Below are 25,861 nucleotides of genomic sequence, written 5' to 3'. Positions count from 1 at the left end.
CCCGCAATGCAAGGGAATTTCTTGTATTGAGCGAAATAATGTAAAAAATTTGTTGGTGCCGTCATCAATCGCTGTCCTCAGCGCGTCCTCAGCGCGTCCTCGACCCGTCCTCGACCGGTCCTCATAGCGGCGCCAGCACCACCCGTAGCGGCGTGCTGGTCAGCGGGACCGTGTAGCCACCGCGGTCAATTAACAATTGACCGGGCGCGGACTCACGCGGCTTGAGGCGATTGCCCGGACTTTGCACCAGCAGCCGCGCCGCTGGTGTGGCCGGCGTGGCCGGCGCCAGCTCGAGCGTGATGGCGCCGCTGCGCGGATCGTAGCGGGCGCCGTCGATCTTGCCGGCTTCGAGCGTGATCCAGGCCCGCGCCGGCGCCACGAACAGGCGCGTGCGGGCGCTGTCGCGCGGGGTGATATCGACGGTGCCGTCGGCCTGTACCGCGAGGTTGGCGCCAAAGGCCAGCCAGCCGAAGGTCGGATCCTTGAGCAGATATGTGGCGCTGGCGATCGCGTGGCCGTAGAAGCCCATGCCGTAGTCGCCGCTGTAGGCGTCCCAGCGCATCATGTCGGGCCAGGCGTGGAAGCCGGCCGAAGCAAAGCCGTCGCGGTCGATATTGGTGATTCCGCCGAGCAGGCCGCCGTAGGCCACGCGCAGCAGGTGCAGGTCGGCCGGGTTGGCGCGGTAGGCGTCGAACAGCGGCACCGCGTTCAGCGTCGAGCCGTAGTGGTGCAGCTGGCGCTCGATGCGCGCAGTCTTGCCGGCGTACAGGAAGTCCCAGTAACGGCGCGCGTTGCCGTTGTAACCCCAGCTCGGTATGAGCGGGTCGTAGCCGAGGATCACTTCGCGCGTGATGTCGGCCTGCGGCTGGAAGCCGAAGTAACGCATCCAGGCATACACCTCGGCCTGGCCGGTCGAATCCCACGCCATCTCGCTGCCGAACGGGAAGGTCAAACGGCGCCAGTGGTCGGCGCGCTGCTGCATCAGGCGCTGCATGTCGGCCGCTTCGGCGGTCAGCCCTTCGCGCTGCAGGTCGCTCAGGATGTCGATGAACACATCGCCCTCCATCATGCCGAACTGCGTGTATTCGGGCGCGTCGCGCATCATGGCGACCGTGGTCCGGTAGGCGTGCTCGAGGTACCAGCGCCAGTCGTGCCGCGTGACCAGGCCCTGGTGGTTGCGCGCCAGACGGTACAGCACCCAGTGACCGATCGCCACGTGCGGATAGTTGTAGGCGCGGCCGAGGTCGTCCGCCTGTTTTTTCGACCACGACGTCCAGGTGCGCCAGTCGGTCCCGGCAGCGTAGTAGCCGGGGAAGGCGGCCGGGTCGTAGTAGAACAGGCTCTTGCGCACGGCGCCTGTGTGCGGGCCGTCGGCCACCTGCAGCTTGCCGACCACGGTCTCGTTCACCAGCCGTTCGAGCTTGGCCACCTCTTCAGCGTCGGGATTGTCGAGCTGCTTGGCCATCGCCGCCACCCAGCTGCCGGCGCCGCCCTCGTCGCTCATGCCCGAGATCCACACGCGCGCGTCGTCGGTCACGATGCGGTCCTGCTCGCGGTCGTAGGTGAGGATGGCCGGCGCCCGGCCGAACGGATCGCGCGGATCGTCGAACCACTGGCGCGTGGTGGTGAAGCGCCCGAGATCGGCCACCGCCTGCGCCAGCGGCTTGGTGACGAAGTAGCTGACGGTCTGCACGCTGCCGTCGGCATAGCTGATGCTGAGCCGCGCCGGTCCCCAGCTGCGGCCCTGCACCGTGTAACGGCGCCAGCCCCTGGGGCTGGCCTGGGCGGCAGCCGGCGTGACCACCAGCGCGCCGGCCGGCGCGCTGGCGATGGCGGTCACCTTTTGCGGGCTGTGCAGGAATAGCGTGGCGTCGAGGTCGGTGGGCACGACATAGCCGGGAATGCCGACCGCCACCGGCCGGCGCTGGGCGATCAGCGTCGATTCGATGGCGCGAATGGCGGGCGCCAGCGTGAAGCGCACGCCGATCTCGCGCCGCGCGCCCGGCGCCAGCGTGATGCTGGTCGGGGTGTTCCACTGCTCGCCCGCGTTTTTCCAGTCCTGCTCTGCGTAAGCCTTGCTGGCCACGGTCCAGTCATAAAAACCTTCTGCGGTCTGCGCGCGCGGGCTGCGGTCGTCGAGCGGGCGCCAGGCTTCGAGCGGCGTGCGCGCGTCGGGCAGCACCAGAAGCGCCGGCCCCTTGCCATTGAGGCGCGTGACCTGGAGGTAGCCGGCGTCGCGGCCGATGTACGGATCGACGAAGCTGGCGCTGGCATGTGCTTGTTCGAGCGTGCGGTCGGTGATGATGTTGTCGAACACCATCGGCATGCCGAGCCCGCCGATCTCGATCGGGGCAGCGGTGGGATTGATCAGCGTAAAGCGCAGCACCAGCACGCCGTCCTGGTCGAGCCAGCGGCGCTCGATGCGCAGCGGCAGGCCGTCGCCCATGGTGGCCGTGATGTCGGCGGCCGCGAGCGTGGCGCCGCCGGCGGGCAGGGCGCGGATCGGGCGCCGGCTGCGCGAGGACGCGTAGTCGCGCCATGCCGGCTCGGCACCGGACCGCAGCCGCAGGTTGAGGTCGCCGATGTGGGCATAGCCGTCGAACTGGCGCTCGGCGCTGCGTGCGCCGGGCACGAAGTCGAACGCCGGTTCGCTGACCGGGTCGAGGCGGGCCAGGGTCTGGGTATCCTGGCGCAGGGCCAGCAGGAATTGCCGGGTACCGTAGGCGCGGGTGGCGACGGCCGGATAGACCGGCGCTGGCTGGGCTGCAGCGGTGGCGTTACCGCCACCATCGGCAGCCTGCGCCAATACGAGCAGCGGTAGCATCAGCGCAGGCAGCAGCTTACGAATGATCGGCAAGATGGACTCCGTTGAAATCTTTCTACATGTCATAAAGCTTAGCATGCCGGCATCGGCCGAAGGCGCTGGATTTCCGCCCCAAAAGCTGTTATAGTCGCGGGCTTACCTCTTCCCACACCTGTCTTGACGCCAGGGTGGGCACTATTCACAAGTCCTTAAGGGAGTTTTCATGCGTCACTACGAAATCGTATTTATCGTCCACCCGGACCAGAGCGAGCAAGTGCCCGCGATGATCGAACGTTACAAAACCACCGTAACGTCGCGCGGTGGTTCCGTGCACCGTGTTGAAGATTGGGGCCGTCGTCAGATGGCTTACTCGATCCAGAAACTGGCCAAGGCACACTACATCTGCCTGAACATCGAATGCGACAACGAGACCCTGGTCGAGCTGGAAACCGCATTCAAATTCAATGATGCCGTGCTGCGTCACCTGACCGTCAAGCAGAAGAAAGCGGAAACCGCTCCTTCGCCAATGATGAAGACGGTTCAGCGTGAAGATGCGGCCAAGTCGCATCGCGCAGAAACCCCGGCGCCAGCAGCTGCTCCTGCTCCTGCCGCAGCCTGATTGTTCAAGGAACCGAGCTGAACCAGCTTCAGTTCACCGCCCTCATCGCCGAGCGTGACGCCTTGCGTTACACCCCGGCCGGCATGCCGATCATCAATGCTGTACTCCAGCATCGGTCGCAGCAAGTGGAGGCGGGGATCGCCCGGACCAGCGAGTTCGAGATTGCCGCAGTCGCTGCCGGCGAGATCTCAGGCAGGTTCGACGCGGCGCCGCTGGGCGGCGTATACCGGTTCACCGGTTTTCTGAACAAAAAGACACGCAATAGCAAAAGCCTGGTGTTTCACATCATTGATTTTAGTGCTGTCACAGACAGCTCAATTTAGATACAGGAGCCTCACATGGCATTCGGTAAAAAGTTCGACAAAAACAAGCTCAAGCTGAAAGAAAAGCGCAAGCAACAAAATCCACTGTTCAAGCGCAAGAAGTTCTGCCGCTTCACCGCCGCTGGCGTTGAGCAAGTGGACTACAAAGACGTGGACACCCTGAAAGACTTCGTCCAGGAAAACGGCAAGATCATGCCAGCACGCCTGACCGGCACCAAGGCGCACTACCAGCGTCAAGTGGACACCGCGATCAAGCGCGCCCGTTATCTGGCCCTGCTGCCATACACCGATCTGCACCACGCTTAATTGCGTAGTTTAGACAAGCATCTGGAGAAGAACTATGCAAATCATTCTGTTGGAAAAAGTCGTTAACCTGGGCAACCTGGGTGAAGTCGTTAAAGTCAAAGACGGTTACGCACGTAACTTCCTGATCCCGCAAAAAATGGCCCGCCGCGCTACCGCTGCTGCCGTTGCGGAATTCGAAGTCAAGCGCGCCGAACTGGAAAAAGCCGCTGCCGCCAAATTGGCTGCTGCCCAGGCCCAAGGCGAGAAACTGAACGGCATGACCGTGACCGTTTCGCAAAAAGCCGGTGTTGACGGCCGCCTGTTCGGTTCCGTGACCAACTTCGACATCGCTGAAGCCCTGAGCAAAGCCGGTTTCGCCGTTGAAAAAGCTGCCGTGCGCATGCCAACCGGCCCGCTGAAAACCACCGGCGAATTCCCGGTGAGCGTTGCGCTGCACACCGACGTGGTGGTCGAAGTGACCGTTGCTGTCGTAGGCGAAGCTGCCTAAGACTTGACCGGGCTTCGGCCCGTCGAGTTGTTACTATCTTGGAAAAAGCCGGGTTCGCCCGGCTTTTTTCATGCCAAATTTTTGGTTGCTCGGCCTAAGCAACTGCACTAAGCAGGTATAATTCGCGCCATGAACGCCCCCTCCGATCCGCAAGTCGATTCGCTCCGCGTCCCGCCGCATTCCATCGAAGCAGAACAGTCCGTCATCGGTGGCCTGCTGCGCGATAACGCCGCGTTCGACCGCATCGCCGACATGATGAATCCGGACGATTTCTACCGGTACGATCACCGCATCATCTTCGAACAGATCGTCAAGATGATCAACGCGTCCAAGCCGGCCGACGTGATCACCGTGTTCGAAACGCTGACCCAGCTGGGCAAGGCGGACGACGTGGGCGGCCTGGTGTACCTGAACGCGATGGCGCAAAACACGCCATCGGCTGCCAATATCCGCCGCTACGCCGAGATCGTCCGCGATCGTTCGATCCTGCGCCAGCTGATCACGGTGGCCGACGAGATCTCGGGCCAGGCCTTCAGCCCGCAAGGCAAGGAAGTCAAGCAGATGCTCGACGAGGCCGAATCGAAGATCTTTGCCATTGCCGAGCAGGGCGCCCGCGGCGCCGCCGGCTGGCTGCCGGTGCAGCCGCTGCTCACGCAAGTGGTCGAGCGCATCGACGAACTGTATTCGCGCGACAACCAGTCCGAAATCACGGGGGTGCCGACCGGCTTTATCGACCTCGACCGCATGACCTCGGGCCTGCAGGCAGGCGACCTGGTGATCGTGGCCGGCCGGCCGTCGATGGGTAAAACTGCGTTCTCGGTCAATATCGGCGAAAACGTTGCCATCGACGCCGGCCTGCCGGTGGCGATCTTCTCGATGGAGATGGGCGGCGCCCAGCTGGCCATGCGTATGCTCGGTTCGGTCGGCCAGCTCGACCAGCACCGCCTGCGTACCGGCCGCCTGAACGACGAGGACTGGCCGCGCCTGACCCATGCGATCCAGAAGATGAACGACGCCCAGGTGTTCATCGACGAAACCCCGGCCTTGAATCCGATCGAGATGCGCGCCCGCGCGCGCCGCCTGGCGCGCCAGTGCGGCAAGCTCGGCCTGATCATCGTCGACTACCTGCAACTGATGCAGGGTTCCAAGCAGGGCGACAACCGTACCGCGGAAATTTCCGAGATCTCGCGCTCGCTCAAGGGCCTGGCCAAGGAACTGGGCTGCCCGGTGATCGCGCTGTCGCAGCTGAACCGCTCGCTGGAACAACGCCCCAACAAACGACCCATCATGTCCGACCTGCGCGAATCGGGCGCAATCGAGCAGGATGCGGACGTGATCATTTTCCTGTACCGCGACGAGGTGTACAACCCCGACTCGCCGGACAAGGGAACGGCTGAAATCATTATCGGTAAACAGCGTAACGGCCCGATCGGCTCGGTACGCCTGACCTGGATCGGCCAGTACACCAAGTTTGGCAATTACGTCGGTAACCTGGCCCTGTACCAGGGTGATTAAACCCTGGCTGCACCAGATCGACGCATCCTGACGCCGCGCCCGTACCACGGGCCGGCAATCTGTAGTAATGACGAATTATTGATCGGAGAAACACATGTTTGGACGTTTGATGCCCTCCGAGGGCAAATTTTTTGACCTGTTTAACCAACACGCCGACCTGTGCGTCAAAGGTGCAAAAGAAATGCTGGGCCTGATGTCCAACTTCGACGACCTGGAAAACCGCGTGCACGCGATTGAGAGCATCGAAAAACAGGCCGACAAGATCACCTACCAGACCGTGGACCTGCTGCACAAGACCTTCATCACGCCGATCGATCGCGACGACATCCACAAGCTGATCACGCGCCAGGACGACATCCTCGACCTGCTCGAAGACGCGGCCCAGACCGTCTCGCTGTACGACCTGCACTCGGTGACCCCGGAAGCGCAGCGCCTGGCCGAGCTGGTGCTGGCCTGCACCGAGAAGGTCAAGCAGGCGGTCGGCCTGCTGCACAATATGGACAACTCGCGCGCCATCGTCGCCATCTGCGAAGAGATCGACCGCCTGGAATCGGACGCCGACCACGTGATGCGCGCCGCCATGTCCAAGCTGTTCCGCGACGAACCGGACGTGCGCAACCTGATCAAGATGAAAGCCATCTACGAAATCCTGGAAACCGTGACCGACCGTTGCGAAGATGTGGCCAACATCATCGAAGGCATCATCGTCGAAAACGCGTAACCAACAGAAAAAGAACAACAGATGAATTCCATTCAAATCAGCATCTGGGTGCTGGGCATACTGATCGCCCTGGCACTGGTGTTTGACTTCATGAACGGCTTCCACGACGCCGCCAATGCGATCGCCACGGTGGTCTCCACCGGCGTGCTCAAGCCGCAAACGGCCGTGGCCATGGCCGCCGCCTTCAACTTTATCGCCATCTTCGTGTTCCACCAGCTGACCGTGGCCGCCACGGTGGGCAAGGGTACCATCGACCCCTCGGTGGTGGACCAGTACGTGATATTCGGGGCGCTGGTCGGCGCCATCGTCTGGAACATCGTCACGTGGTACTACGGCATTCCGTCGTCGTCGTCGCACGCGCTGATCGGCGGCCTGGTGGGCGCGGCAGTGGCCAAGAGCGGCACCGGCGCGCTGATCTCGGCCGGCCTGATCAAGATCGTCGTGTTCATCGTGCTGGCGCCCGTGATGGGCTTCATCTTCGGTTCGATCATGATGCTGATCGTGTCGTGGATTTTTGTCCGCTCGACGCCGCGCCGGGTCGATAAATGGTTCCGCCGCCTGCAGCTGCTGTCGGCCGCGTCGTACAGCCTCGGCCACGGCGGCAACGACGCGCAAAAGACCATCGGCATCATCTGGATGCTGCTGATCGCTGCCGGTTATTCGCAGGCCGGCGACGCCCAGCCGCCGCTGTGGGTGATCATTTCGTGCTACACGGCGATCTCGTTCGGCACGCTGTTCGGCGGCTGGCGCATCGTCAAGACCATGGGCCAGAAGATCACCAAGCTCAAACCGGTCGGCGGCTTCTGCGCCGAATCGGGTGGCGCGGTCACGCTGTTCGTGGCCACCGCGCTCGGCGTGCCGGTCTCGACCACCCACACCATCACCGGCGCCATCGTCGGCGTGGGCGCCTCGCAAAAGATGTCGGCCGTGCGCTGGGGCGTGGCCGGCAATATCGTCTGGGCCTGGATCTTCACCATTCCAGCGTCGGCCTTCGTGGCGGCGATCGCCTGGTGGGCCGGCCGTCACCTCCTGTAAATTTGCAAACGGAGAAGGGGAGCGCAAGCTCCCCTTTTTTTATGGCACAAATCATCTATTCACAATTGCTGGACCTGGCGCTGGCGTCCGATGCGGTGAGCGGCGACTGCCGCTGCAACCGCGTCCCGCTGACCGCGTGGCAGGCGCTGCCGATGACGCTGGAGCTGGACCGCTTCGAGGAAGTGGGCACGCTGGTCGATGACCCGTACGACGAACCGACCTTCGCCGAATACCATCCGCACGGCACCCGCTACGACAGCCCCGACGCCCCGATCGCGCCGCGCTACTACCCCTGCAACCTCAGCCAGGTGGCCCGCTGCCGCGACTGCGGCCGCCACTACCTGCGCTACAACGAAGCGGGCGGCTACTTCACCGAACTGCGGATCAGGGCGTTGCAGGCGCGGTTGCTGGTGGATGCCGAACGCCACTAGGGTGCCGGGTCAGATGTGTCGAGCCAATTTTCGATGCGCAGACCAGGATAGGCAGCGAAATCGCGGACGTTGTTCGTCACCAAAATAATTTTTAGCGACAATGCGTGCGCTGCGATCAGTTTGTCGAGCTGATCGCGTTTTCGCTCGCGCGTGGCGTAACGTGCAGGACCATACGCGCTTGCTGCGCGCGCGTCGAAGGGCGCGACCGGGATAGACTTGATCAGATCGTTGAGATGCTTGCGTTGCCGCGCGCGATGCTGGCTGGCTGCGACGCCAAACTCCAGTTCGGCAAATGTGATGGCTGAAATGATGACATCGCCAACCCGGCATGCTGCAAACCGCCGGGCTACCGCAGGAGGCTGGTTTGTCATCAGGTAGATGCAGATGTTGGTGTCCAACATGTAGCGCGACATCAGAGTTTCTCGCGGTCTTCCTGCTCCTGCGGGCCGCGGCCTTCAACCAGAAAATCGGGCGAAAAACGGGCGAATTTTCGGAGCACGCCAGCCAGCGATCGCTGGGCCGGACGGATCCGCAGTTCCTCGCCCACTCTTTCGATTTCCAGGTCGAGATCGGTAGTGCTGTAAGCGAGCTCTGCCGGAATTTCGACCGCCTGCGAATTGCCGGTCTTGAATGCCTTGGTCGCGTGCATGGCGCCTCCTTTATCAACCATGATTTGACCTGGCGCGCGCCGACAAGTTCAGCTCACAACTGCGCCAATTTATCGTACGCCGCCAGCAAAGACTGGTGCAAGGCGCTGCCCTCGAAGTTCGGCCCGAGCGGGTCGAGGCCGAAGAAGCGTTCGGCGCCGTCGAGCAGCGCTTCGGCCAGGGCCAGCGTGGATTCGCCGTACAGCAGGGCCAGCGACTGGCGGTAGTTCTCGGGCTCGTCGAGCTTGAGGATGGTTTCGATGCAGCGGTACACCAGCAGGCGCTGCGCCGGCAAATCGCGGTAGTGGCCGATCCAGTCGCAGCCCGCGAGGATGGCTTCCTCGTCGCCGACCACCAGCGCCAGCAGGGTTTTCAGTTCGCCGATGCGCAGCTGCTTCCACGGCGTGCCGGCCGCCACGGCCAGGCCCAGGATTTGCCACACGGGCCGCTCATCGCTGAAGGTTGACGTCTGCAGCGCGGCCAGCAGCGAGGTGCATTCCTGCACCGAGAGCTGGTGCAGGCGCGCCAGCAGCGGCCGCAGCGCGTTGCCCGCGCTATTGTTTTCCCATGCCAGGTCGTCGATCGGATAGATCTCGGAAAAGCCGGGCACGACGACCCGGCAGACGGACACGCCCTGCTCGTCGAAGTCGGCCACGTAGATGTCATGGCCCTCGGCCTGCAGCGTCTCGACCAGCCACTGCTCGTCGCTGACGGCGCCGGTACTGAAATGCCAGTCCACGAACGGATAATCGTAGGTGTCGCTGAAAAAGTTCCAGCTGACGACGCCGCTCGAGTCGATGAAATGACTCTCCAGGTTCACCACGGAATGAATCTCGGTCATGTCGAAGCCCGGTGGCGGCAGGCCGGCCAGGGCGGCGAGGGGGCGGCCTTGCAGCAGCCCGGTCAGTGCACGCTCGAGGGCGATCTCCATGCGCGGGTGGGCGCCGTAAGCGGACAGCACGCCCTGGTCGCCGCGGTGGACCAGCGTCACGTTCATGACCGGGTATTTGCCGCCCAGCGAAGCATCCTTGACCAGCACCCCGAAGCCGGCTGCGCGCAGCGCCGCGATGCCGGCGCCGAGGCGCGGGAAGCGCGCCAGCACGTCGTCGGGCACGTCGGGCAGGCACAGGCCTTCCGCGATGATGCGCGACTTGATAGCGCGCTCGACGATATCGGTCAGCGCCTGCACGCGCGCTGCGGTCAGCGTCTGGCCGGACGCCACGCCGTTGCTGACGTAGAGGTTGTCGATGATGTTGACCGGGAACCAGGTGGTCGCGCCATCGCGCAGGCGGGTATAGGGCAGGGCGCAGATGCCGCGGGCGGCATGGCCCGAGTTCAGATCGACCAGGGCGCTGGCCGGGATATCGCCGTCCGGGTTGTACAGCGCATGCAGCGCCGGGTTGAGCAGATCCACCGGCCAGGCGTTGCCGGCGCCGGGCACGAACCATTTTTCGCGCACATCGTGGACCACGGGGGCGTTGGCCCGCTCGGCGCCCAGGTGATAGTAGGCCCAGAAATACCGGGTGGCCAGGCGCGCCGCAAATGCGCTGTAGGCGCTGGCGCGTGCGGCCAGCTCGGTGGCGCCTTTGCCGTTGGCAAACAGCAGCGGGCAGTCGCGGTCCTGCACGCGCAGCGACCACACGCCGGGCACCGGATGCTGCAGCGCAGATTCTTCGAGCGTCAGGCCGCGCGCGGCCAGCGTGGCCTGCAGGCGCGTGATGGTGGCGGCGTGGGCAAGGTCGTCGTCGAGGCGGAGGTCTTTAGCCGGAACAGGGAAGTCGGTGGTCATCGGGGGCTCCTGGTAAAGGATGAGGCGGACATCGTTTGCTGCCAGCATACCCAAAGCGTGCGGGCTTTGTCGCCGCGGTCGGCTACAATATGCTGCAACGCGCCATGCGTGTGACTGCCCTTCACATTCCTACCGACTGTTGATTACGCAGGGCTTAAGTGTGGGAGTGCTCCTACGTAAGAATACTCCTTTAGCTGCTTACCGAAACGCGGTCCGACCGGCACAATACCGGCACGTTTCAATCATCAAAGCAGAACATGAAAATCATCGATCAGCGTTACATGGCCGGCGACAACCGCTACTCCACCCAACCTTGCCTGCTCAGCATCCTCGAAGTGGACGAGACCGCTGCCAATGCGGCAGCGATGGCGTCGCTGGACCAGCGCCTGCTGGCGCTGCTGCCCGGCGTGCGCAACCAGGCTGCCATGGTCGGCATGCGCGCCGAGGGCGTGCCGCAAATCGTGCGCGTGGTGCAGCAGGTCGCGATGGAGCTGCGCCGGCTGGCGCTCAATGAAGTCTCGGTCGGTTTCGTCGGCGTGGTGCCGCGCACGCACGGGCGCTACCGCCTGGTGCTGCCGTACGGCGCCAGCGCCCGCGCTGCTGCCGCACCGGCGCTGCGTATCGCCACCCAGATGGTGTCGGCGCTGCGCGCCGGCAAATCGTTCAACCTGCAGGCCGCCGTGGCGCGCCTGCGCGCGCTGGCCGACCGCCGTTCGCTGCCGCGCACCAAGGCTGCACCGATGGCCGCTTAATGCATCAGCATAAGCTCAGTGCATGAGCTGGCTTGACCTCCTCAGTCACGTGCCTGTCACGTGCCCCGTGCACCCACCCGGCTGGCCCCCACCGCGGGGCGCCGCCTGCGCTAGCAGCCTATAGCGCGACCTGCAATCCCTCGTAAGCCAGCGTGACTGTCAGCTGGCCCAGTCGCGGCGCGTGGCGCGCCATCACCTCTGCAAACACCGCTTCCAGCGCGTCGTCGCTGCGGGTCGGTTCGTGGTGGGTGCAGTACAGCGCCCTGGCGCCGCACCGCAGCGCCAGTTCCACCGCCGCGTCGAAGGTGCCATGGCCCCAGCCCCGCTTGGCCGGATATTCCTCGCGCGTGTAGGAACAATCGACGATCAGCGCATCGACACCCGCCACCACGGCGTCGATCGCCCCGCTGCGGGCGTGCATCTGCTGCATCGCTGCCGCATGGCCGGGATGGTCGGCCGGATACGGGTTGTAAAACGGTTCGTGATCGCCGGTAAAGAACAGCGACTTGCCGCAGCAGCTGATGCGGTAGCCGAGGTTGATCACCGGGTGGTTCATGACCACGCCGCAAATCGTTGCGTCGCCCACCGTGACCGGTATGCCGGCGGTCAGCGAGCGGTATTCGATGACGGCGCTCAGCTGCGTTTCGCTGACCGGAAAATAACTGTTTTGCAGCTGCACGTTCATCACGTGCTCGATGCCCTGGCCCGTGTCGGGGTCGGTCGCGCCATGCAGGCGCACGCGGCTGCCGCGCATGAACAGCGGCGTAAAAAACGGCAGGCCGTGGATATGGTCCCAATGGCTGTGGGTGATGAAGATATTGGCCTCGATGTCTGCACCGGTGTCGCCCTTGCGCTGCACCAGCGATTGCGCCAGCGGAAACAGGCCGGTACCGGCGTCGAGGATGAGCAGCGTGTCGTTGTCGGTCCGAACTTCGATGCAGGTCGTGTTACCGCCGTAGCGCGCCGTGCGCGGTCCCGGCGTGGGGATCGAGCCACGCACTCCCCAGAATGTGAATTTCATGCGGTTCCCTGTTGTGCCAGCGATCTGGTGTCGCGTTGTCGTGTCGTCGTGCAGGCCGATGATAGCGGTATTTCCCTGACCGGGGGTAAAAACACAACAGCCGGCGCGCAAGTGGCACGGGCCGGTAATTTGGCGTGTACACGGACTTGCACCGAGGATAAAATTCTTCAATGCAAGAACCTACGCCACCGCAAATCGCCCAACGCCTCGATCTGTTGACCGAACTGAGTGTTGCGCTCGGCAATGCCCACGACACCGACGCGCTGCTCGAGCAGATCCTGCAGGTGGCCATGCGCATGACCCATGCCGACGGCGGCACGCTGTACCTGCCCAGCGACGACCGCCGCGCCCTCGCGTTCCACATCCTGATCAACGAGACGCTGCAGATCCGCCAGGGCGGCCCCGGCGGGGCGCCGGTGCGCATCCCGCCGCTGCCGCTGGTCGATGCGGCCGGTGCGCCCGATCTGTCGGCGGTGGCGGCCTACGCGGCGCACCGGGGCCAGTCGGTCAACGTGGCCGATGTGTACCAGCCGCAGGCGGCCGGTTTCAATTTTTCCGGCATGCGCGATTTCGACCGCGCACACGGGTACCGCTCGCAATCGATCCTGACGGTGCCGATGCGCGACCACGAGGGCGAGCTGGCCGGCGTGCTGCAGCTGGTCAATGCGCGTGCTCCGCAGGGCGGCGCCAGCGCCGACATCATCGCCTTTACCCGGACCGACCAGCGCTTCATCGAGGCGCTGGCGGCGCAGGCTGCGGTGGCGCTCACGCACCAGCGCCTGATCGCGCAGCTGGAGACGCTGCTCGAGTCGCTGGTCAACCTGATCAACATCGGCATCGACGAGAAGTCGCCCTACACGGGCCGCCACTGCCAGTTCGTGCCGGAGCTGACCATGCGCCTGGCCGAAGCGGTGGACGCGACCGACAGCGGCCCGCTGGCCGACTTCCGCATGACCGACGCCGACCGCAAGGAATTGTGGATGGCAGCGCTGCTGCACGACTGCGGCAAGATCACCACGCCGGTCCACGTGGTGGACAAGGCCACCAAGCTGGAAACCATCTTCGACCGCATCGCACTGGTCGATACCCGCTACGAAGTGCTCGAGCGCGATGCCCGTATCGCGGCGCTGGAACGGAAGCTGGCGCTGCTGACCGATGCCGCCGGCAGCGCGGCCCCCGCAGCCGCAGCGAACGGTGACGCCATGGCCGCCATCGATGCGGCACTGGCGGCGCAGCAGCAGGCGCTGCGCGCGGAGCGCGCCTTCCTGCGCACGGCCAACGTGGGCGGCGAAGGCATGGCGCCGGCCGACCAGCAGCGCGTGCGCGCCATCGGCGCGCGGACCTGGACCGATCTCGACGGCGCGGCGCGCACCCTGCTTGACGCCGACGAGGTGCGCAACCTGTCGATCCGGTACGGCACGCTGACCGACGACGAGCGCACGATCGTCAACAACCACATCGCGGTCACCGTGCGCATGCTCGAATCGCTGCCGTGGCCGCGCCACCTGCGCAACGTGCCCGAGTACGCGGGCGGCCATCACGAGCGCATGGACGGCAAAGGCTATCCGCGCGGCCTGACCGGGGCCCAGATGTCGGTGCAGGCGCGGCTGATGGCGATCGCCGATATCTTCGAGGCGCTGACGGCCAGCGACCGTCCCTACAAGAAGGGCAAGATGCTGTCGGAGGCGCTTGCCATCCTCGGCAGGTTCGCGCTGAACGGCCACATCGACCCGCAGCTGTTCGACATCTTCATCCGCAGCAAGGTCTATCTCGCTTTTGCCCAGCAGTACATGGACCCGCGCCAGCTCGACGCCATCGACGAGTCGCGCATTCCCGGTTACGTGCCCTGATGGGCTGGCGCCCGGCACCGCGGTGGTCGCGCCACGCTGCACGGCTGCTGCTGGGCGCGCTGCTGACGCTGGCCGCTGCCGCCGCCAGCATCGGCCTGTTCGGCAGCGACACCATCGGCCGGCTCGACGCCATGCTCGGCGACATGCGCATGCGCGTCGAGACGCCGCAGCTGGACCGGCGCATCGTCATCGTCGATATCGACGAATCCAGCCTGAACCGGATCGGCCGCTTTCCCTGGGGACGCGATGTCCAGGCGCGCCTGGTGACGCAGCTGACCCGTCATTACGGCGTGGCCGTGGTCGGCTTCGATATCGCGTTTCCCGAGCCCGATACCAGTTCCGGCTACGACGTGCTGGCGCGCCTGGCCAGCACCGAACTGGCCGGCGTGCCGGGCCTGCGCCAGCAGTTGCAACGCCTGCAGCCGCAGATGGATTACGACGCCCTGTTCGCGGACGCCATGCGCGGCCAGCCGGTGGTGCTCGGCTACAGCGTGTCGGACCGGCAAAGGAAGGGCGTCCTGCCCGCGCCGGCGTTCACGCTGGCCGACCTGGGCGGCCGCACGGTGACCGCGTTCAGCGCACCGGGCTACGAGGCCAACCTGGCGCGCCTGCAGCAGGCGGCGCGCGGCGCCGGCATCTTCACGGCCTTGACCGACAGCGACGGCGTGCTGCGGTCCTCGACCCTGCTGCAGCGGATCGGCGACGGCTACTATCCGTCGCTGTCGCTGGCCACGGCCAGCGTGTACCTGCAGGCGCACGCGATCGCCCCCGTGTTCGGCCAGGCGGCCGACGCGATGTCGCAGGCCGAGCGCGCCCATGGCGGTATCGACCGCATCGCCGTGTTTACGCCGCGCGAGCAGCGCACCATCCCGGTCGGCGAGGCGCTGACCACCACCATCGTGTTTCGCGGCAGGGGCGGTCCTGACGGCGGCGCCTTCCGCTACGTGTCGGCAGCCGATGTGCTGACCGGGGCGGTGCCGGCCGACGTGCTGCGCGGCGCCATCGTGCTGGTGGGGACCACCGCTGCCGGCTTAAACGATCTCCGCGCGACCCCGGTCAATGCCGAGTTTCCCGGCGTGGAAGTGCACGCCAACCTGATCAAGTCCATCCTCGACGGCCAGTTCACGTCGCGGCCCGATTACGCGCTGGCCATCGAGTTCGGCCAGGTGGTGCTGGTCGGCCTGCTGCTGGGCGCGGCGCTGGCGGTGGCTGCGCCGGCGATGGCCGTGCTGCTGGCCGCCGCCGCGCTGGCCGGCGTGCTGGCGCTGAACTGGTGGCTGTACCACAGCGCCGGCGCGGTGCTCGATTGCGCCGTTCTCCTGCTGCTGATCGTCGCGCTGCTGCTGGCCAACCTGGCCTGGGGCTATGTTTTCGAGGTGAGGAAAGGCCGGGCGCTGGTGTCGCGCTTCGGCCAGTACGTGGCGCCGGAACTGGTGGCGCAGATGGCCGACCATCCCGACCGCTACGACATGGACGGCGAGAGCCGCGCACTGACCGTGCTGTTTGCCGACGTACGCGGCTTTACCGCCATTTCCGAACGGATGGCGCCGCAGGAGCTGCGCGAATACATCAACCTGTACCTGACCGCCATGTCCGAGGATATCCGCGACAGCCACGGCGGCACGCTCGACAAATACATCGGCGACGCCGTGATGGCGTTCTGGGGCGCCCCGGTGGCGTTTGCCGATCACGCCCGGCGGGCCGTGTCCAGCGCCTTGCTGATGCAGCGCAGTGCGGCGCGCCTGAACCGGCAATTCGCGGCGCGCGGCTGGCCGCCGCTGCAGATCGGCATCGGCATCAACAGCGGGCTGATGCATGTGGGCGACATGGGCTCGCGCATCCGCCGCGCATACACGGTGATGGGCGACGCCGTCAACCTGGGCGCGCGGCTGGAAGGCTTGACCAAGGTGTACGGCGTGGGCATCGCCGTGAGCGAGTTCACCCGGGCGCAGGCGCCGCAGTTCGCGTACCGTGAACTGGACCGCGTGCGGGTCAAGGGCAAGACCGCGCCGGTGACGATTTTCGAGCCGCGCGGCCTGCTCGGCGACGCCGATGCGGCGGAGCACGCCTTGTTGGCCAACTGGTCGCGCGTGCTGGACTTGCTGCGCAGCCGCGACTGGGATGGCGCCGAGGCGCTGCTGCGGGCCTTGCCCGATGACGGGCTGCGCCGGCTGTATACGGCGCGGCTGCGCGGCTACCGCCAGTCGCCGCCCCCGGCGGACTGGGACGGTGTGACCAATTTCGACACGAAATAGCCACTGGTAGTAAAGAAATTTCTGACTGGAAAGAAAAAACGGTCTAAAATTTGCCAGTCATTCCATGATGGCCCGGTAACGCCGCCGCGGGCCAGCCAACCACAGAAATCTCACTCATGAACCATCGTCTGGTGCACCTGCTGGCAGGTTCGGCGCTGCTGCTGGGCGCGTCTTACGCCAGCGCACTGCCCCAGGAAACCCTCGCTGCAGAACCGGCCGCCGCCGTGGCCGACACGCCCCGTTTCACGATCGCCCGCTACCAGGTCAGCGGCGACACCTTGCTCGGCCCCGCGCTGGTGCAGGCGCTGGTGGCGCCGTTTACGGGCCCGCAGCGCGATTTCGGCACCATCCAGCAAGCGGTCGAGGCATTGGAAGACGCCTACCGCGCGCGCGGCTACACGCTGGTGCAGGTCATGCTGCCCGAGCAGGAACTCGACCAGGGCGCCGTGCGCCTGAACGTGCTGGAGATGCCGGTGGGCCGGATCGTCATTTCCGGCCAGCGCTACGTCGATGACGCCAATGTGCGGCGCGCGCTGCCGGCCCTGGTGGCAGGGCAGACGCCGAATATGGCAGAGCTGGGCCGCAGCCTGAAGCTGGCCAATGAAAACCCGGCCCGCAAGCTGGAAGTCAAGCTGGCCAATGGCGCCACCGATGCCACCGATGGCACCGATGGCACCGATGCCACCCTCGACGCCGCCGTCACGGTGGTGGACGAGAACCCGTGGAAAGCCACGCTCAACCTCGACAACACCGGCAGCGACGCGTCCGGCAAGACGCACGCCGGCGTGGTGCTGCAGCACGCCAACCTGTGGGGCCGCGACCACGTGGCCAGCCTGCAATACACCACGTCGCTCGAACATGGCAGCCAGATCGGCGTGTACGGCGCCGGCTACCACGTGCCGCTGTATGCGCTCGGCGACGCGCTGGACTTTTTCGCCAGCTACTCGAACGTCGATTCGGGCACGGTATCGGCCGGCATCGTCGATCTGGCCGTCAGCGGACGCGGCCTCACTGCCGGCGCGCGCTACAACCAGAACTTCGGCAAACGCGACAACTACGAGCCCAAGCTGGTCTATGGGGTCGACTTCAAGGCCTACCGCAACAGCCTGCAGTATGTCGGTACCGAACTCGGCACCGACGTGACCGTGCACCCGCTCAGCATCGCCTACCTCGGCGCCTGGAGCCTGCCCGGCGGCGAGGCCAACCTGGGCCTGACCCTGGCGCGCAATCTGCCCGGCGGCGAGCATGGCCGCCAGCGCGACTTCAGCATGGCGCGCGCGGGCGCCAAGGCCGACTACAGCACCGTGCGCCTCAGCGCCAGCCTGGGCCAGGTACTGGGCGGCGACTGGCAGGGACGGGCGCTGTTCAACGGCCAGTACACGCCCGACGCGCTGGTGCCCGGCGAGCAATTCGGCGTCGGCGGCGCAGCGTCGGTGCGCGGGTTCCTCGAACGCGAAGTGGCCAGCGACAGCGGCGCCAACCTGAACCTGGAACTGTACACGCCGAGCTGGTGCGGTACCGGCCGCTACCAGTGCCGCGCGCTGGCCTTCTACGACACGGGCTGGGTGCGCCGCAACCACGTGCTGCCCGGTGAAGTCGCCAGCACGGCGATCGGTTCGGCCGGCCTCGGCGTGCGCATGCTGCTCGACCGTTACATCAACGCCCAGCTCGATGTTGCCCACGTGGTCAACCCCGGCCACACCGGGCGCCGCGACGCCAACCGCCTGCATTTCCGGGTGGCGTTGTCGTATTAATGTACCGCAGGTACCGCGCTTCAAGGATAACCATGATGAATCAAGCCCAACTGTTGCACACCGCGCCCGCCCGTGGCCCCGGCGGTTCCGCCGGCCCCGCGCCGGTGTCGCTGCGCCGCACCACGCTGGCTGCGCTGATCGCCGCCTGCTTCCACGCCGCGCATGCCGGCCCGGTCGCGCCGCAGGTGGTGCACGGCCAGGCCACGTTCAACCAGCAGGGCAATCTGTTCACCATCACCAATACCCCGAACACCATCATCAACTGGCAGAGCTTTTCGGTCGCGGCGGGCGAGGTCGCGCGGTTCGTCCAGCAAGGCGCGGACAGCAGCGTGTTGAACCGCATCACCGGTCAGGATCCCAGCAAGATCCTCGGTGCGCTGCAGTCGAACGGCAAGGTGTTCCTGATCAATCCGAACGGCGTGCTGTTCGGGCGCGATGCCCGCGTCGACGTGGCGGGGCTGGTGGCGTCGAGCCTGGCGCTGTCGAACCAGGATTTCCTGGCCGGCAAACTGCGCTTCAAGGCCGGCGAGCAGGCCGGCGCCGTGATCAACCGGGGCGCGCTCACCGCCGGCAGCGGCGGCCAGATCCTGCTGATCGCGCCGAGCGTGGAGAACAGCGGCATCATCACGGCGCCCAACGGCGACGTGCTGCTGGCGGCCGGCCACAGCGTGCAGCTGGCGGACGCCGCCAACCCGGACTTGCGCGTGGTGCTGTCGGCGCCGGGCGACCAGGCCCTCAACATCGGCCAGGTGGTGGCGCAAGGCGGGCGCATCGGCATGGCTGGCGCCTTGCTCAACCAGCGCGGCGTGCTCAACGCCAATAGCGCGGTGATCGGCGAGGGCGGCAAGATCGTGCTGAAAGCCAGCGGCAAGGCACTGCTGGAAGGCGGTAGCGTCACCAGCGCCACCGCTGCGGCCGGCAAGGGCGGCGCGGTCATGGTGCTGGGCGAGCAGGTCGGCATGCAGGGCGATGCCAGGGTGGAAGCCAGCGGCGCCACCGGCGGCGGCACGGTGCTGCTCGGCGGCGATTACCAGGGCAGGAATCCCGAGGTCGCCCATGCGCGCCAGGTCGCGGTCGGCAAGGACGCCACGATCGCCGCCGATGCCATCGAGCGCGGCGACGGCGGCACCGTGGTGGTGTGGGGCGACCAGACCGCGCGCGTCGCCGGCGCCATTTCGGCGCGGGGCGGTGCGGCATCGGGCAACGGCGGCGTGGTGGAAACCTCGGGCCATTATCTGGCCGTGGACGGCATCCGTGTCGATACCGGCGCTGCGCGCGGCCGGCGCGGCACCTGGCTGCTCGATCCCGAGGATATCGATGTCGTGGCCGGCACCGGCGGCGACCTGTCCAACGTCGACCAGTTTGCCGATGCGCCGGCCAGCGCCGTCATCGGCGCCGGCACGATTGCCAGCGCCGGCAGCAACGTGGTGCTGCAGGCCACGCACCGCATCAACATCAACAGCGCCATTGCCATGGTCAACGATGGCGTGGGCTTGAGCGCCACCGCGGGCGAAGCGATCAATGTCAATGCACCGGTCACCACCCGGGGCGGCGCGGTCACTTTGTCCGCCAACGACGCCAGCGGTGGCGGCGCGTATGGCCTGACCGGCAACCTGATCCTGCTGGCCCCGATCAGCACCAACAACGGCAACGCGGTGCTCTCGGCCGCCAGCATCATCGGCACGGGCGCGATCAATGTCGGCAGCGGCAACCTGCGCCTGAGCAGCAACCTGACCGGTGGCGGCATCCTGCTCAACGGCAGCGGCGACCAGCTGCTGGGCAGCGGCGCGTCCGGGCAGACCGTGCTGCTGCAGGCCGATAACATGAGCTTTACCGGCAACCTCAATTTCGGCGGCGCGGGCGCGGGCGCCACGCTGACGTTCAAGCCGCTGACGGCGGGACGCCAGATCGATCTCGGCAACAAACCGTTCGCCGTGCTGGGGCTGACCAGCGCCGAGTTGAACCGCGTGGCGGCAAACACCGTCATTCTCGGCGACAGCGCTGCGGGCGACCTCACCATCAGTGCGCCGGTGAACCTGGCCAGCCAGCAGTCGGCAGGCGGCATCCGCAACCTGAGCCTGGCAACGGGCGGCGCCGTGACCGCCGCCAACAAGCTGTCCCTGCGGCGCGACGACAGCACGCTGGCAGTGACGGCCGGCGGCGGTCTGACGGTCGCCAGCGGCGGCGGGCTCGCGGCCGGCACGTCGGTCAGCCTGGCGGCCGACCAGATGCGCCTGGGCGGCGCCGCCCAGTCGATCGCCGCCGGCAGCGGCACGGTCAGCCTGAACCGCCGCAGCAGCGGCGGCAATATCGCCATCGGCAGCGCCGCAGCCGACAGCGCCGACACGCTGGGCCTGAGCGACAGCGAACTGAAATCGGTTAGTGCACCGGCCATCGCGATCGGCAGCGCCGACCTGACCGGGACGCTGACGCTGCAGGGTGCACTCAACCTCGGCACGTCGGCCGGGTTGAACCTGCTGGCACTGCGCACCGGCGGCAACATCAACCTGAACGGCGACCTGGCCGTGCCGAACGATGTGACCCTGGCAGCCGGCGGCTACGGGTCGGACCGTACCGTGACCGCCAGCGGCGGCGTCACGGTCGGCGGCGCTTTCGTGCTCGACGGCGGCAACTGGGTGCAGAACAGCGCCAGTCTGCCCCTATTCAGCGCCGGCAGCTTCAGCATCAATCAGGGCAGCTTCTTGCGCGTCAAGGGCGGCACCGGCGACGCGGCAACGCCGTACCAGCTTGCCGACGTGTACGGCCTGCAAGGCATGGGCACCCAGCGCTACGATAAAAACATGGTGCTGGTGGCCGATATCGACGCCAGCGGCACGGCCAACTGGCAGCGGGGCGCGGGCCGCACCGGCTTCGCACCGCTGTTTACCGGCGACGACCATGCTTACGCCGGCGTGTTCGATGGCGGCCATCACCGCATCAGCGGCCTGACCATCGATGGCGGCGTCAACCCGCCGTACTTCGGCAGCGGCCTGTTCGCCCGGATCTCGGGCGCGACTGTGCGCGACCTGGCGATGGTCGGCGGCAGCGTTGTCGGCGGCAACAATGTCGGCGCGCTGGTGGGCACCAACAGCGGCGGCACGCTCAGCAATGTCAGCAGCAGCATGGCGGTGAGCGGCGCCAGCAATGTCGGCGGCCTGGTGGGGTTCAACAGCGGCACGCTCGGCAATGCCAGCGCCAGCGGCAGCGTGACCGGCCTGGCCTCGGGCGTGGGCACGTCGGCCATCGGCGGCCTGGTCGGCAACAACGACAGCGCCGGCAGCATCAGCGTGGCGCGCGCTACCGGCGCCATCGCTGCACCGGGCCAGCAGGTAGGCGGCCTGGTCGGCAATAACGACGGCGCCATCGAGCAGGCCTACGCCACCGGCGCCGTGAGCGGCGCCGCCAGTGTGGGCGGCCTGGTCGGGCGCAACGGCGGCACCGTTGCCGACGCCTACGCCAGCGGCGTGGTCGGCCTGGCCAGCTCCCTCGACAGCATCGCGCGCAGCAATGCCGGCGGCGTGATCGGCTGGACCACTGCGGGCAGCAGCGCGACCCGGCTGTATTTTTCCGGCACGGTGACGGGCAGCGGTTTTGCTGCCGGCACCGTGGGCGCCGTGGTCGGGCGCGCCGATGCCGGCGCAGCCGTGGGACCGGCATATTTCGACAACAGCACGGCCGGCACCGTGGCCGACCAGGGCGGCGCCACCGGGCGCAGTGCGGCCGACATGCTGAAGCAGGACAGCTACCGCGGCTTCAGCTTCGGCGCGGATCCGGTCTGGCGCATCTACGACGGCCATACCACGCCGTTGCTGAAAGCTTTCCTGACCCCGCTGCAGGTGACGGCAAGCGGTGCGACCAGCAAGGTCTACGATGGCCAGGTGGCCGGCGTCGGCCCGCTCAGCTATGCCGGCCTGCTCGATGGCGACCTGGCCGCCGATGGCGTGGCCAGCTACGGCGCGGCGCGCAATGTCGGCACCTACGCACTGGGCGGGCTTTGGTCCACCCGGTACGATATCAGCTACGCCGGCGCCACCAGCCTGTCGATCACGCCGCGCGCCCTTGCGGTGACGGTGGCCGGCAGCAAGGTGTACGACGGCCAGCTCGGCTTTTCCCAGGCCACGTTCAGCCTGACCAATGCCGTCGCCGGCGACAGCGTCGGCGCGGCCGGCACCGCGCAATTCGCCGACAAGAATGCCGGCGCCGGCAAACCGGTCACGGTCAGCGGCCTGACCCTGACCGGCGCCGACCGCGGCAACTACAGCGTGGCGCCTACCGCCAGCGGCACTGCCGACATCGCGCGCGCCACGCTGGGGCTGGGCACGGTCAGCGCCGCCGGCAAGGTCTATGACGGCAACACCAGCGCCAGCGTCAGCGCCGGCCTCGATGGCGTGATCGGCGGCGACCAGGTCCAGCTGTCGGGGCTTGCCGCCAGCTTCAGCGACAAGAACGCGGGCGCCGCCAAGCGCGTCCGCTACAGCGTGGCCGGCAGCAGTCTCACCGGCAGCGATGCGGGCAACTACGTGCTCGACGCCGCCGATGGCGTCACCAGCGCTGCCATCACCGCGCGCGTGCTCACGCTAGTCTATACCGGCGTCGACAAGACCTACGATGGCAGCACTGCCGCCACGCTGATCATCGCCGACGACCGCATCGCCGGCGACGTGCTGACCGCCACCGCCAGCGCTGCCTTCCTCGACAAGAATGCCGGCAGCGGCAAGACGGTCATCGTCAGCAATGCCGGCGTGTCCGGCAGCGATGCGGCCAACTACACCGTGGCCACCGGCACCGGCGTGACGACCGCCAGCATCGCCCGCGCCGCGCTGACCTTGAACAGTATCAGCGCCGGCGACAAGGTCTACGACGGCACCCTGGCAGCCAGCGTCAGCGGCACCGTGAGCGGTGTGATCGGCCAGGATGCGGTGAGCCTGACCGGCGCCAGCGGCGTCTTTGCCGACCGCAACGCCGGCACCGGCAAGACCGTGCAGGTCAGCGGCTTCCAGCTGACCGGCAGCGACGCCGGCAATTACAGCTTGACGTCCACCGGCGGCCTGACGCAGGCCAGCATCGCGCAACGCGCGCTGGCCACCTGGACCGGCGCCAGCGGCGGCCTGTGGAGCGACCCCGCCAACTGGGAAGGCGGCGTGGCCCCAAGTGGCAACAACGTGCTGGCCGCCGACATGGCTGCCGCCACCGGCAACGTGCTGTACACCGCCGCAGCCGGCGATACCGTGCTGAACAGTTTTACTTCGCGCGGCGGCCTGAGCCTGAGCGGCGGCAGCCTGGCGGTCAACGGCGCGTTCGGCGCTGCCAGCTATGCGCAGAGCGGCGGCAGCCTGCTGGTGAGCGGGCCCTTCAACGTGACCAGCTATGGCCAGAGCGGCGGCCGCCTGCAGGTGAACGGCGCCTTCAGCGCTGCCAACCACGCCCAGCGCGGCGGCAGCCTGCAGGTGAGCGGACCCTTCAACGTGGCCAGCTATGTCCAGAGCGGCGGCAGCCTGCTGGTGAACGGCGCCTTCAGCGCTGCCGACCATGCCCAGCGCGGCGGCAGCCTGCAGGTGGGCGGCCCCTTCAACGTGGCCAGCTATGCCCAGAGCGATGGCAGCCTGCAGGTGGGCGGTCCATTCACCGTTGCCAGCTATGCCCAGAGCGATGGCAGCCTGCAGGTGGGTGGCGCCTTCAACGTTACCAGCTATGCCCAGAGCGATGGCAGCCTGCAGGTGAGCGGCGCCTTCAACGCTGCCAGCTATGGCCAGAGCGGCGGCAGCCTCGTGGTCGATGGCCTGTTCAGCGCCGCCAGCTATGTGCAGAACGGCGGCCTGCTCGGCGGCGCCGGCAATGTCGCCATCGGCAGCAGCTTCAGCCAGACGGGCGGCGCCATCAACATCGGCGGCAACCTGACCATCAGCCAGGCGGCAGGCGACCTGCGTTTTGCCGCGCTGACAGCCGATACGATCAGCCTGACTGCCAGCACGGGCGCCATCGGCCAGAGCGGCGCCGTCGTGGCCCGCAGCCTGGTCACGCAATCGCAGGACGGCACGCTGCTCGATGACGCCGGCAACCGTCTTCAACACTTCAGTGCCAGCAACAGCGGCAGCGGCGGCATCGCCTTGCGCGCCACCAGCGCGCCCGACGTGCTGGTGCTGGGCAGCCTGGCGACCGGCGCCGGCGATGTCCGCATCGAGAGCACGGGCGGCATCGACAGCCACGCCATCGCCACCCGTGGCGGCAACGTGACCCTGGTCGCGCACAGCCCGGTCAACGTGCTGGGCGCCATCGACGCCAACGATGTGACCATCGATGCCAGCACCGACGTGCGCTTCGGCGATGGCGCGCGCGTCAACGCGGCGCGCACGGTGGCGGTGACTGCCGGCGCCGGCGTCACGTTTGCCGGTGCCGCCACCGTCGATACGCAGGCGGCAGGCAGCATCGCCGTGCTGGCGCAAAACGGCGACCTGACCGCCGACGACACCGTGCGCATCAACAGCCGCGGCGCGCCGCTGTCCCTGCTGGCGCCCAACGGCAAGGTGCTGGTGCCGGCCCCGGTGATCGTTGCTGCACCGGTCACGCCGCCGGTGACGACGCCGGTGAGTCCGCCGGTAACTCCGCCGGTGAGCCCGCCCGCCACCGTGCCGGTGGTGCCGGCCGCGCTGGCCGGCAGCGCCGTGACGGCGCTCACCAGCACCTATCACCCGCTCAACCAGCTCAGCACGCCCAACGATGTCAGCAGCCCGCTCCTGGCCGGCACGACATCGGACGCCTCGACGAAAGCACCAGATGACGCCACGCACGGTATCAAGAAAAACTACTGCAACTAGGTCGCTGCTGGCGGCCGCCCTGTGCTGGCTGGCGCTGGCAGGSGCCAGCTTGCCGGCGCTGGCCCAGGTGGCCGGCACGGTCACCCAGCTGAGCGGTCCGATGATGGCCAGGAAGGCCGACGGCAAGGTCAGGATCCTGGCGCTCAGATCGGAGGTGGAGTCCGGCGACACGCTGATCACCGAAAAGAACACCTATGCGCTGGTGAAATTCATCGACAACAGCGAGGTCACGCTGAAACCGGCCACCACGTTCGTGGTGGAGCAGTTTGCCTACGAGGCCGGCCAGCCCGACAACGACCGCGCCAGTTTCAACCTGGTCAAGGGCGGACTGCGTTCGCTGTCCGGCCTGCTGGGCAAGCGTAACAAGGAAAAGTTCAGCCTGAAAACGCCGGTCGCCACCATCGGCATCCGCGGCACGTATTTCACTGCCGAATACCTGGGCGCCGGCGGCATCGATGTCCCGGTGGCCGGCAGGCCGGCCGCGCCAGCGCTGGCGCCGGGCCTGTACACCTCGGTCACCACCGGGCAAATCGTGGTCAGCAACGCGGGCGGCACGCTGGCAGTCGCCGCCGGCCAGTTCGGCTACACGCAGGCTGCCGGCACGCCGCCGGTGCTGGTGCCGAACGGTTCCGGTCTGCCGTTTACGCCGCCTGCCAGGTTCGGCGGCAGCACGGCGGACTCGCCCGCAGCCCCGGCAGACAAGGCGGCCGGTCCCGACTGCGTGGTGCGCTGAGCGCC

The 25,861-nt window shown here is 66.9% G+C and carries 19 protein-coding genes; 14 read left to right on the top strand and 5 right to left on the bottom strand.

What is annotated here, in order from left to right:
- Positions 1 to 121 precede the first annotated feature (121 nt).
- Positions 122 to 2,857, bottom strand: coding sequence for a DUF5695 domain-containing protein (locus tag ASF61_RS13730; RefSeq protein ID WP_200919867.1), 2,736 nt, complete (start codon positions 2,855 to 2,857; stop codon positions 122 to 124).
- A gap of 169 nt (positions 2,858 to 3,026) precedes the next feature.
- Here ASF61_RS13730 and rpsF point away from each other — a divergent pair, with 169 nt between their 5' ends.
- The 8 genes from rpsF to ASF61_RS13690 all read left to right on the top strand — a co-directional run bounded on the left by rpsF (position 3,027) and on the right by ASF61_RS13690 (position 8,240).
- On the top strand, positions 3,027 to 3,422 hold the full coding sequence (rpsF, locus tag ASF61_RS13725) for a 30S ribosomal protein S6 (protein WP_056156744.1): 396 nt from the start codon (positions 3,027 to 3,029) through the stop codon (positions 3,420 to 3,422).
- Positions 3,423 to 3,439: 17 nt separating this feature from the next.
- Positions 3,440 to 3,745: a primosomal replication protein N gene (gene priB, locus ASF61_RS13720; protein WP_056156742.1), complete on the top strand. Its 306-nt coding sequence runs from the start codon at positions 3,440 to 3,442 to the stop codon at positions 3,743 to 3,745.
- Positions 3,746 to 3,760: 15 nt separating this feature from the next.
- The gene (gene rpsR, locus ASF61_RS13715) at positions 3,761 to 4,051 is read left to right on the top strand and encodes a 30S ribosomal protein S18 (RefSeq protein WP_019922639.1); all 291 of its coding nucleotides are present in this window, start codon (positions 3,761 to 3,763) and stop codon (positions 4,049 to 4,051) included.
- Between the two features lie 34 nt (positions 4,052 to 4,085).
- The gene (gene rplI, locus ASF61_RS13710; RefSeq protein ID WP_056156740.1) at positions 4,086 to 4,538 is read left to right on the top strand and encodes a 50S ribosomal protein L9; all 453 of its coding nucleotides are present in this window, start codon (positions 4,086 to 4,088) and stop codon (positions 4,536 to 4,538) included.
- A 129-nt stretch (positions 4,539 to 4,667) separates the two neighbouring features.
- Positions 4,668 to 6,053: a replicative DNA helicase gene (locus tag ASF61_RS13705; RefSeq protein ID WP_056156739.1), complete on the top strand. Its 1,386-nt coding sequence runs from the start codon at positions 4,668 to 4,670 to the stop codon at positions 6,051 to 6,053.
- Positions 6,054 to 6,147: 94 nt separating this feature from the next.
- Positions 6,148 to 6,774 (top strand): DUF47 domain-containing protein, encoded by a 627-nt coding sequence (locus ASF61_RS13700; RefSeq protein WP_056156737.1) that lies wholly within the window; start codon positions 6,148 to 6,150, stop codon positions 6,772 to 6,774.
- Between the two features lie 21 nt (positions 6,775 to 6,795).
- Positions 6,796 to 7,809 carry an inorganic phosphate transporter gene (locus ASF61_RS13695; protein ID WP_056156735.1) on the top strand — a complete coding sequence of 338 codons (1,014 nt, stop codon included), beginning with the start codon at positions 6,796 to 6,798 and terminating at the stop codon, positions 7,807 to 7,809.
- 41 nt (positions 7,810 to 7,850) lie between these two features.
- Positions 7,851 to 8,240 (top strand): hypothetical protein, encoded by a 390-nt coding sequence (locus ASF61_RS13690; protein ID WP_056156732.1) that lies wholly within the window; start codon positions 7,851 to 7,853, stop codon positions 8,238 to 8,240.
- On the opposite strand, the gene ASF61_RS13685 is transcribed toward ASF61_RS13690, so the two are convergent.
- The 3 genes from ASF61_RS13685 to ycaO are packed head-to-tail and all read right to left on the bottom strand — an operon-like array spanning position 8,237 to position 10,676.
- Positions 8,237 to 8,653, bottom strand: coding sequence for a type II toxin-antitoxin system VapC family toxin (locus ASF61_RS13685; protein WP_056156731.1), 417 nt, complete (start codon positions 8,651 to 8,653; stop codon positions 8,237 to 8,239). The two genes, ASF61_RS13690 and ASF61_RS13685, sit on opposite strands and share 4 nt — an antisense overlap.
- Positions 8,653 to 8,889, bottom strand: coding sequence for an antitoxin (locus ASF61_RS13680; protein WP_056156729.1), 237 nt, complete (start codon positions 8,887 to 8,889; stop codon positions 8,653 to 8,655). Before ASF61_RS13680 ends, ASF61_RS13685 begins: the two co-directional genes overlap by 1 nt.
- A 53-nt stretch (positions 8,890 to 8,942) precedes the next feature.
- The gene (gene ycaO, locus ASF61_RS13675) at positions 8,943 to 10,676 is read right to left on the bottom strand and encodes a 30S ribosomal protein S12 methylthiotransferase accessory factor YcaO (protein WP_056156727.1); all 1,734 of its coding nucleotides are present in this window, start codon (positions 10,674 to 10,676) and stop codon (positions 8,943 to 8,945) included.
- A 257-nt stretch (positions 10,677 to 10,933) separates the two neighbouring features.
- On the opposite strand from ycaO, the gene ASF61_RS13670 reads away from it, so the two are divergent.
- Entirely contained in the window at positions 10,934 to 11,428 is a 495-nt protein-coding gene (locus ASF61_RS13670; RefSeq protein ID WP_056156726.1) for a hypothetical protein, read from the top strand.
- A gap of 118 nt (positions 11,429 to 11,546) precedes the next feature.
- On the opposite strand, the gene ASF61_RS13665 is transcribed toward ASF61_RS13670, so the two are convergent.
- Positions 11,547 to 12,449, bottom strand: coding sequence for an MBL fold metallo-hydrolase (locus ASF61_RS13665; protein WP_056156724.1), 903 nt, complete (start codon positions 12,447 to 12,449; stop codon positions 11,547 to 11,549).
- Between the two features lie 170 nt (positions 12,450 to 12,619).
- Between ASF61_RS13665 and ASF61_RS13660 the strand changes: the two genes are divergently transcribed.
- The 5 genes from ASF61_RS13660 (at position 12,620) to ASF61_RS13640 (ending at position 25,856) form a co-directional block, all read left to right on the top strand.
- Positions 12,620 to 14,299: an HD domain-containing phosphohydrolase gene (locus ASF61_RS13660; protein WP_056156722.1), complete on the top strand. Its 1,680-nt coding sequence runs from the start codon at positions 12,620 to 12,622 to the stop codon at positions 14,297 to 14,299.
- Positions 14,299 to 16,554 carry a CHASE2 domain-containing protein gene (locus ASF61_RS13655; RefSeq protein WP_056156719.1) on the top strand — a complete coding sequence of 752 codons (2,256 nt, stop codon included), beginning with the start codon at positions 14,299 to 14,301 and terminating at the stop codon, positions 16,552 to 16,554. The genes ASF61_RS13660 and ASF61_RS13655 overlap by 1 nt, the downstream gene beginning before the upstream one ends.
- A gap of 116 nt (positions 16,555 to 16,670) precedes the next feature.
- Positions 16,671 to 18,308 carry a ShlB/FhaC/HecB family hemolysin secretion/activation protein gene (locus tag ASF61_RS13650; protein ID WP_056156718.1) on the top strand — a complete coding sequence of 546 codons (1,638 nt, stop codon included), beginning with the start codon at positions 16,671 to 16,673 and terminating at the stop codon, positions 18,306 to 18,308.
- A 32-nt stretch (positions 18,309 to 18,340) separates the two neighbouring features.
- The gene (locus ASF61_RS13645) at positions 18,341 to 25,123 is read left to right on the top strand and encodes a YDG domain-containing protein (protein ID WP_156369598.1); all 6,783 of its coding nucleotides are present in this window, start codon (positions 18,341 to 18,343) and stop codon (positions 25,121 to 25,123) included.
- Positions 25,083 to 25,856 carry a FecR domain-containing protein gene (locus ASF61_RS13640; RefSeq protein WP_082491664.1) on the top strand — a complete coding sequence of 258 codons (774 nt, stop codon included), beginning with the start codon at positions 25,083 to 25,085 and terminating at the stop codon, positions 25,854 to 25,856. Before ASF61_RS13645 ends, ASF61_RS13640 begins: the two co-directional genes overlap by 41 nt.
- The last annotated feature ends 5 nt before the right edge of the window (positions 25,857 to 25,861 follow it).

This window comes from Duganella sp. Leaf126, from assembly GCF_001423125.1.
Lineage (GTDB): Bacteria > Pseudomonadota > Gammaproteobacteria > Burkholderiales > Burkholderiaceae_D > Rugamonas.
The sequence above is the reverse complement of the archived record's forward strand: the minus strand, read 5'-3'. Positions and strand labels throughout refer to the sequence as shown.

Coding starts and splice junctions, on each gene's coding strand:
- rpsF (WP_056156744.1), top strand. CDS start 3,027: ATGCGTCACTACGAAATCGTATTTATCGTCCACCCGGACCAGAGCGAG.
- rpsR (WP_019922639.1), top strand. CDS start 3,761: ATGGCATTCGGTAAAAAGTTCGACAAAAACAAGCTCAAGCTGAAAGAA.
- rplI (WP_056156740.1), top strand. CDS start 4,086: ATGCAAATCATTCTGTTGGAAAAAGTCGTTAACCTGGGCAACCTGGGT.
- ASF61_RS13705 (WP_056156739.1), top strand. CDS start 4,668: ATGAACGCCCCCTCCGATCCGCAAGTCGATTCGCTCCGCGTCCCGCCG.
- ASF61_RS13700 (WP_056156737.1), top strand. CDS start 6,148: ATGTTTGGACGTTTGATGCCCTCCGAGGGCAAATTTTTTGACCTGTTT.
- ASF61_RS13695 (WP_056156735.1), top strand. CDS start 6,796: ATGAATTCCATTCAAATCAGCATCTGGGTGCTGGGCATACTGATCGCC.
- ASF61_RS13690 (WP_056156732.1), top strand. CDS start 7,851: ATGGCACAAATCATCTATTCACAATTGCTGGACCTGGCGCTGGCGTCC.
- ASF61_RS13685 (WP_056156731.1), bottom strand. CDS start 8,653: ATGTCGCGCTACATGTTGGACACCAACATCTGCATCTACCTGATGACA.
- ASF61_RS13680 (WP_056156729.1), bottom strand. CDS start 8,889: ATGCACGCGACCAAGGCATTCAAGACCGGCAATTCGCAGGCGGTCGAA.
- ycaO (WP_056156727.1), bottom strand. CDS start 10,676: ATGACCACCGACTTCCCTGTTCCGGCTAAAGACCTCCGCCTCGACGAC.
- ASF61_RS13670 (WP_056156726.1), top strand. CDS start 10,934: ATGAAAATCATCGATCAGCGTTACATGGCCGGCGACAACCGCTACTCC.
- ASF61_RS13665 (WP_056156724.1), bottom strand. CDS start 12,449: ATGAAATTCACATTCTGGGGAGTGCGTGGCTCGATCCCCACGCCGGGA.
- ASF61_RS13660 (WP_056156722.1), top strand. CDS start 12,620: ATGCAAGAACCTACGCCACCGCAAATCGCCCAACGCCTCGATCTGTTG.
- ASF61_RS13655 (WP_056156719.1), top strand. CDS start 14,299: ATGGGCTGGCGCCCGGCACCGCGGTGGTCGCGCCACGCTGCACGGCTG.
- ASF61_RS13650 (WP_056156718.1), top strand. CDS start 16,671: ATGAACCATCGTCTGGTGCACCTGCTGGCAGGTTCGGCGCTGCTGCTG.
- ASF61_RS13645 (WP_156369598.1), top strand. CDS start 18,341: ATGATGAATCAAGCCCAACTGTTGCACACCGCGCCCGCCCGTGGCCCC.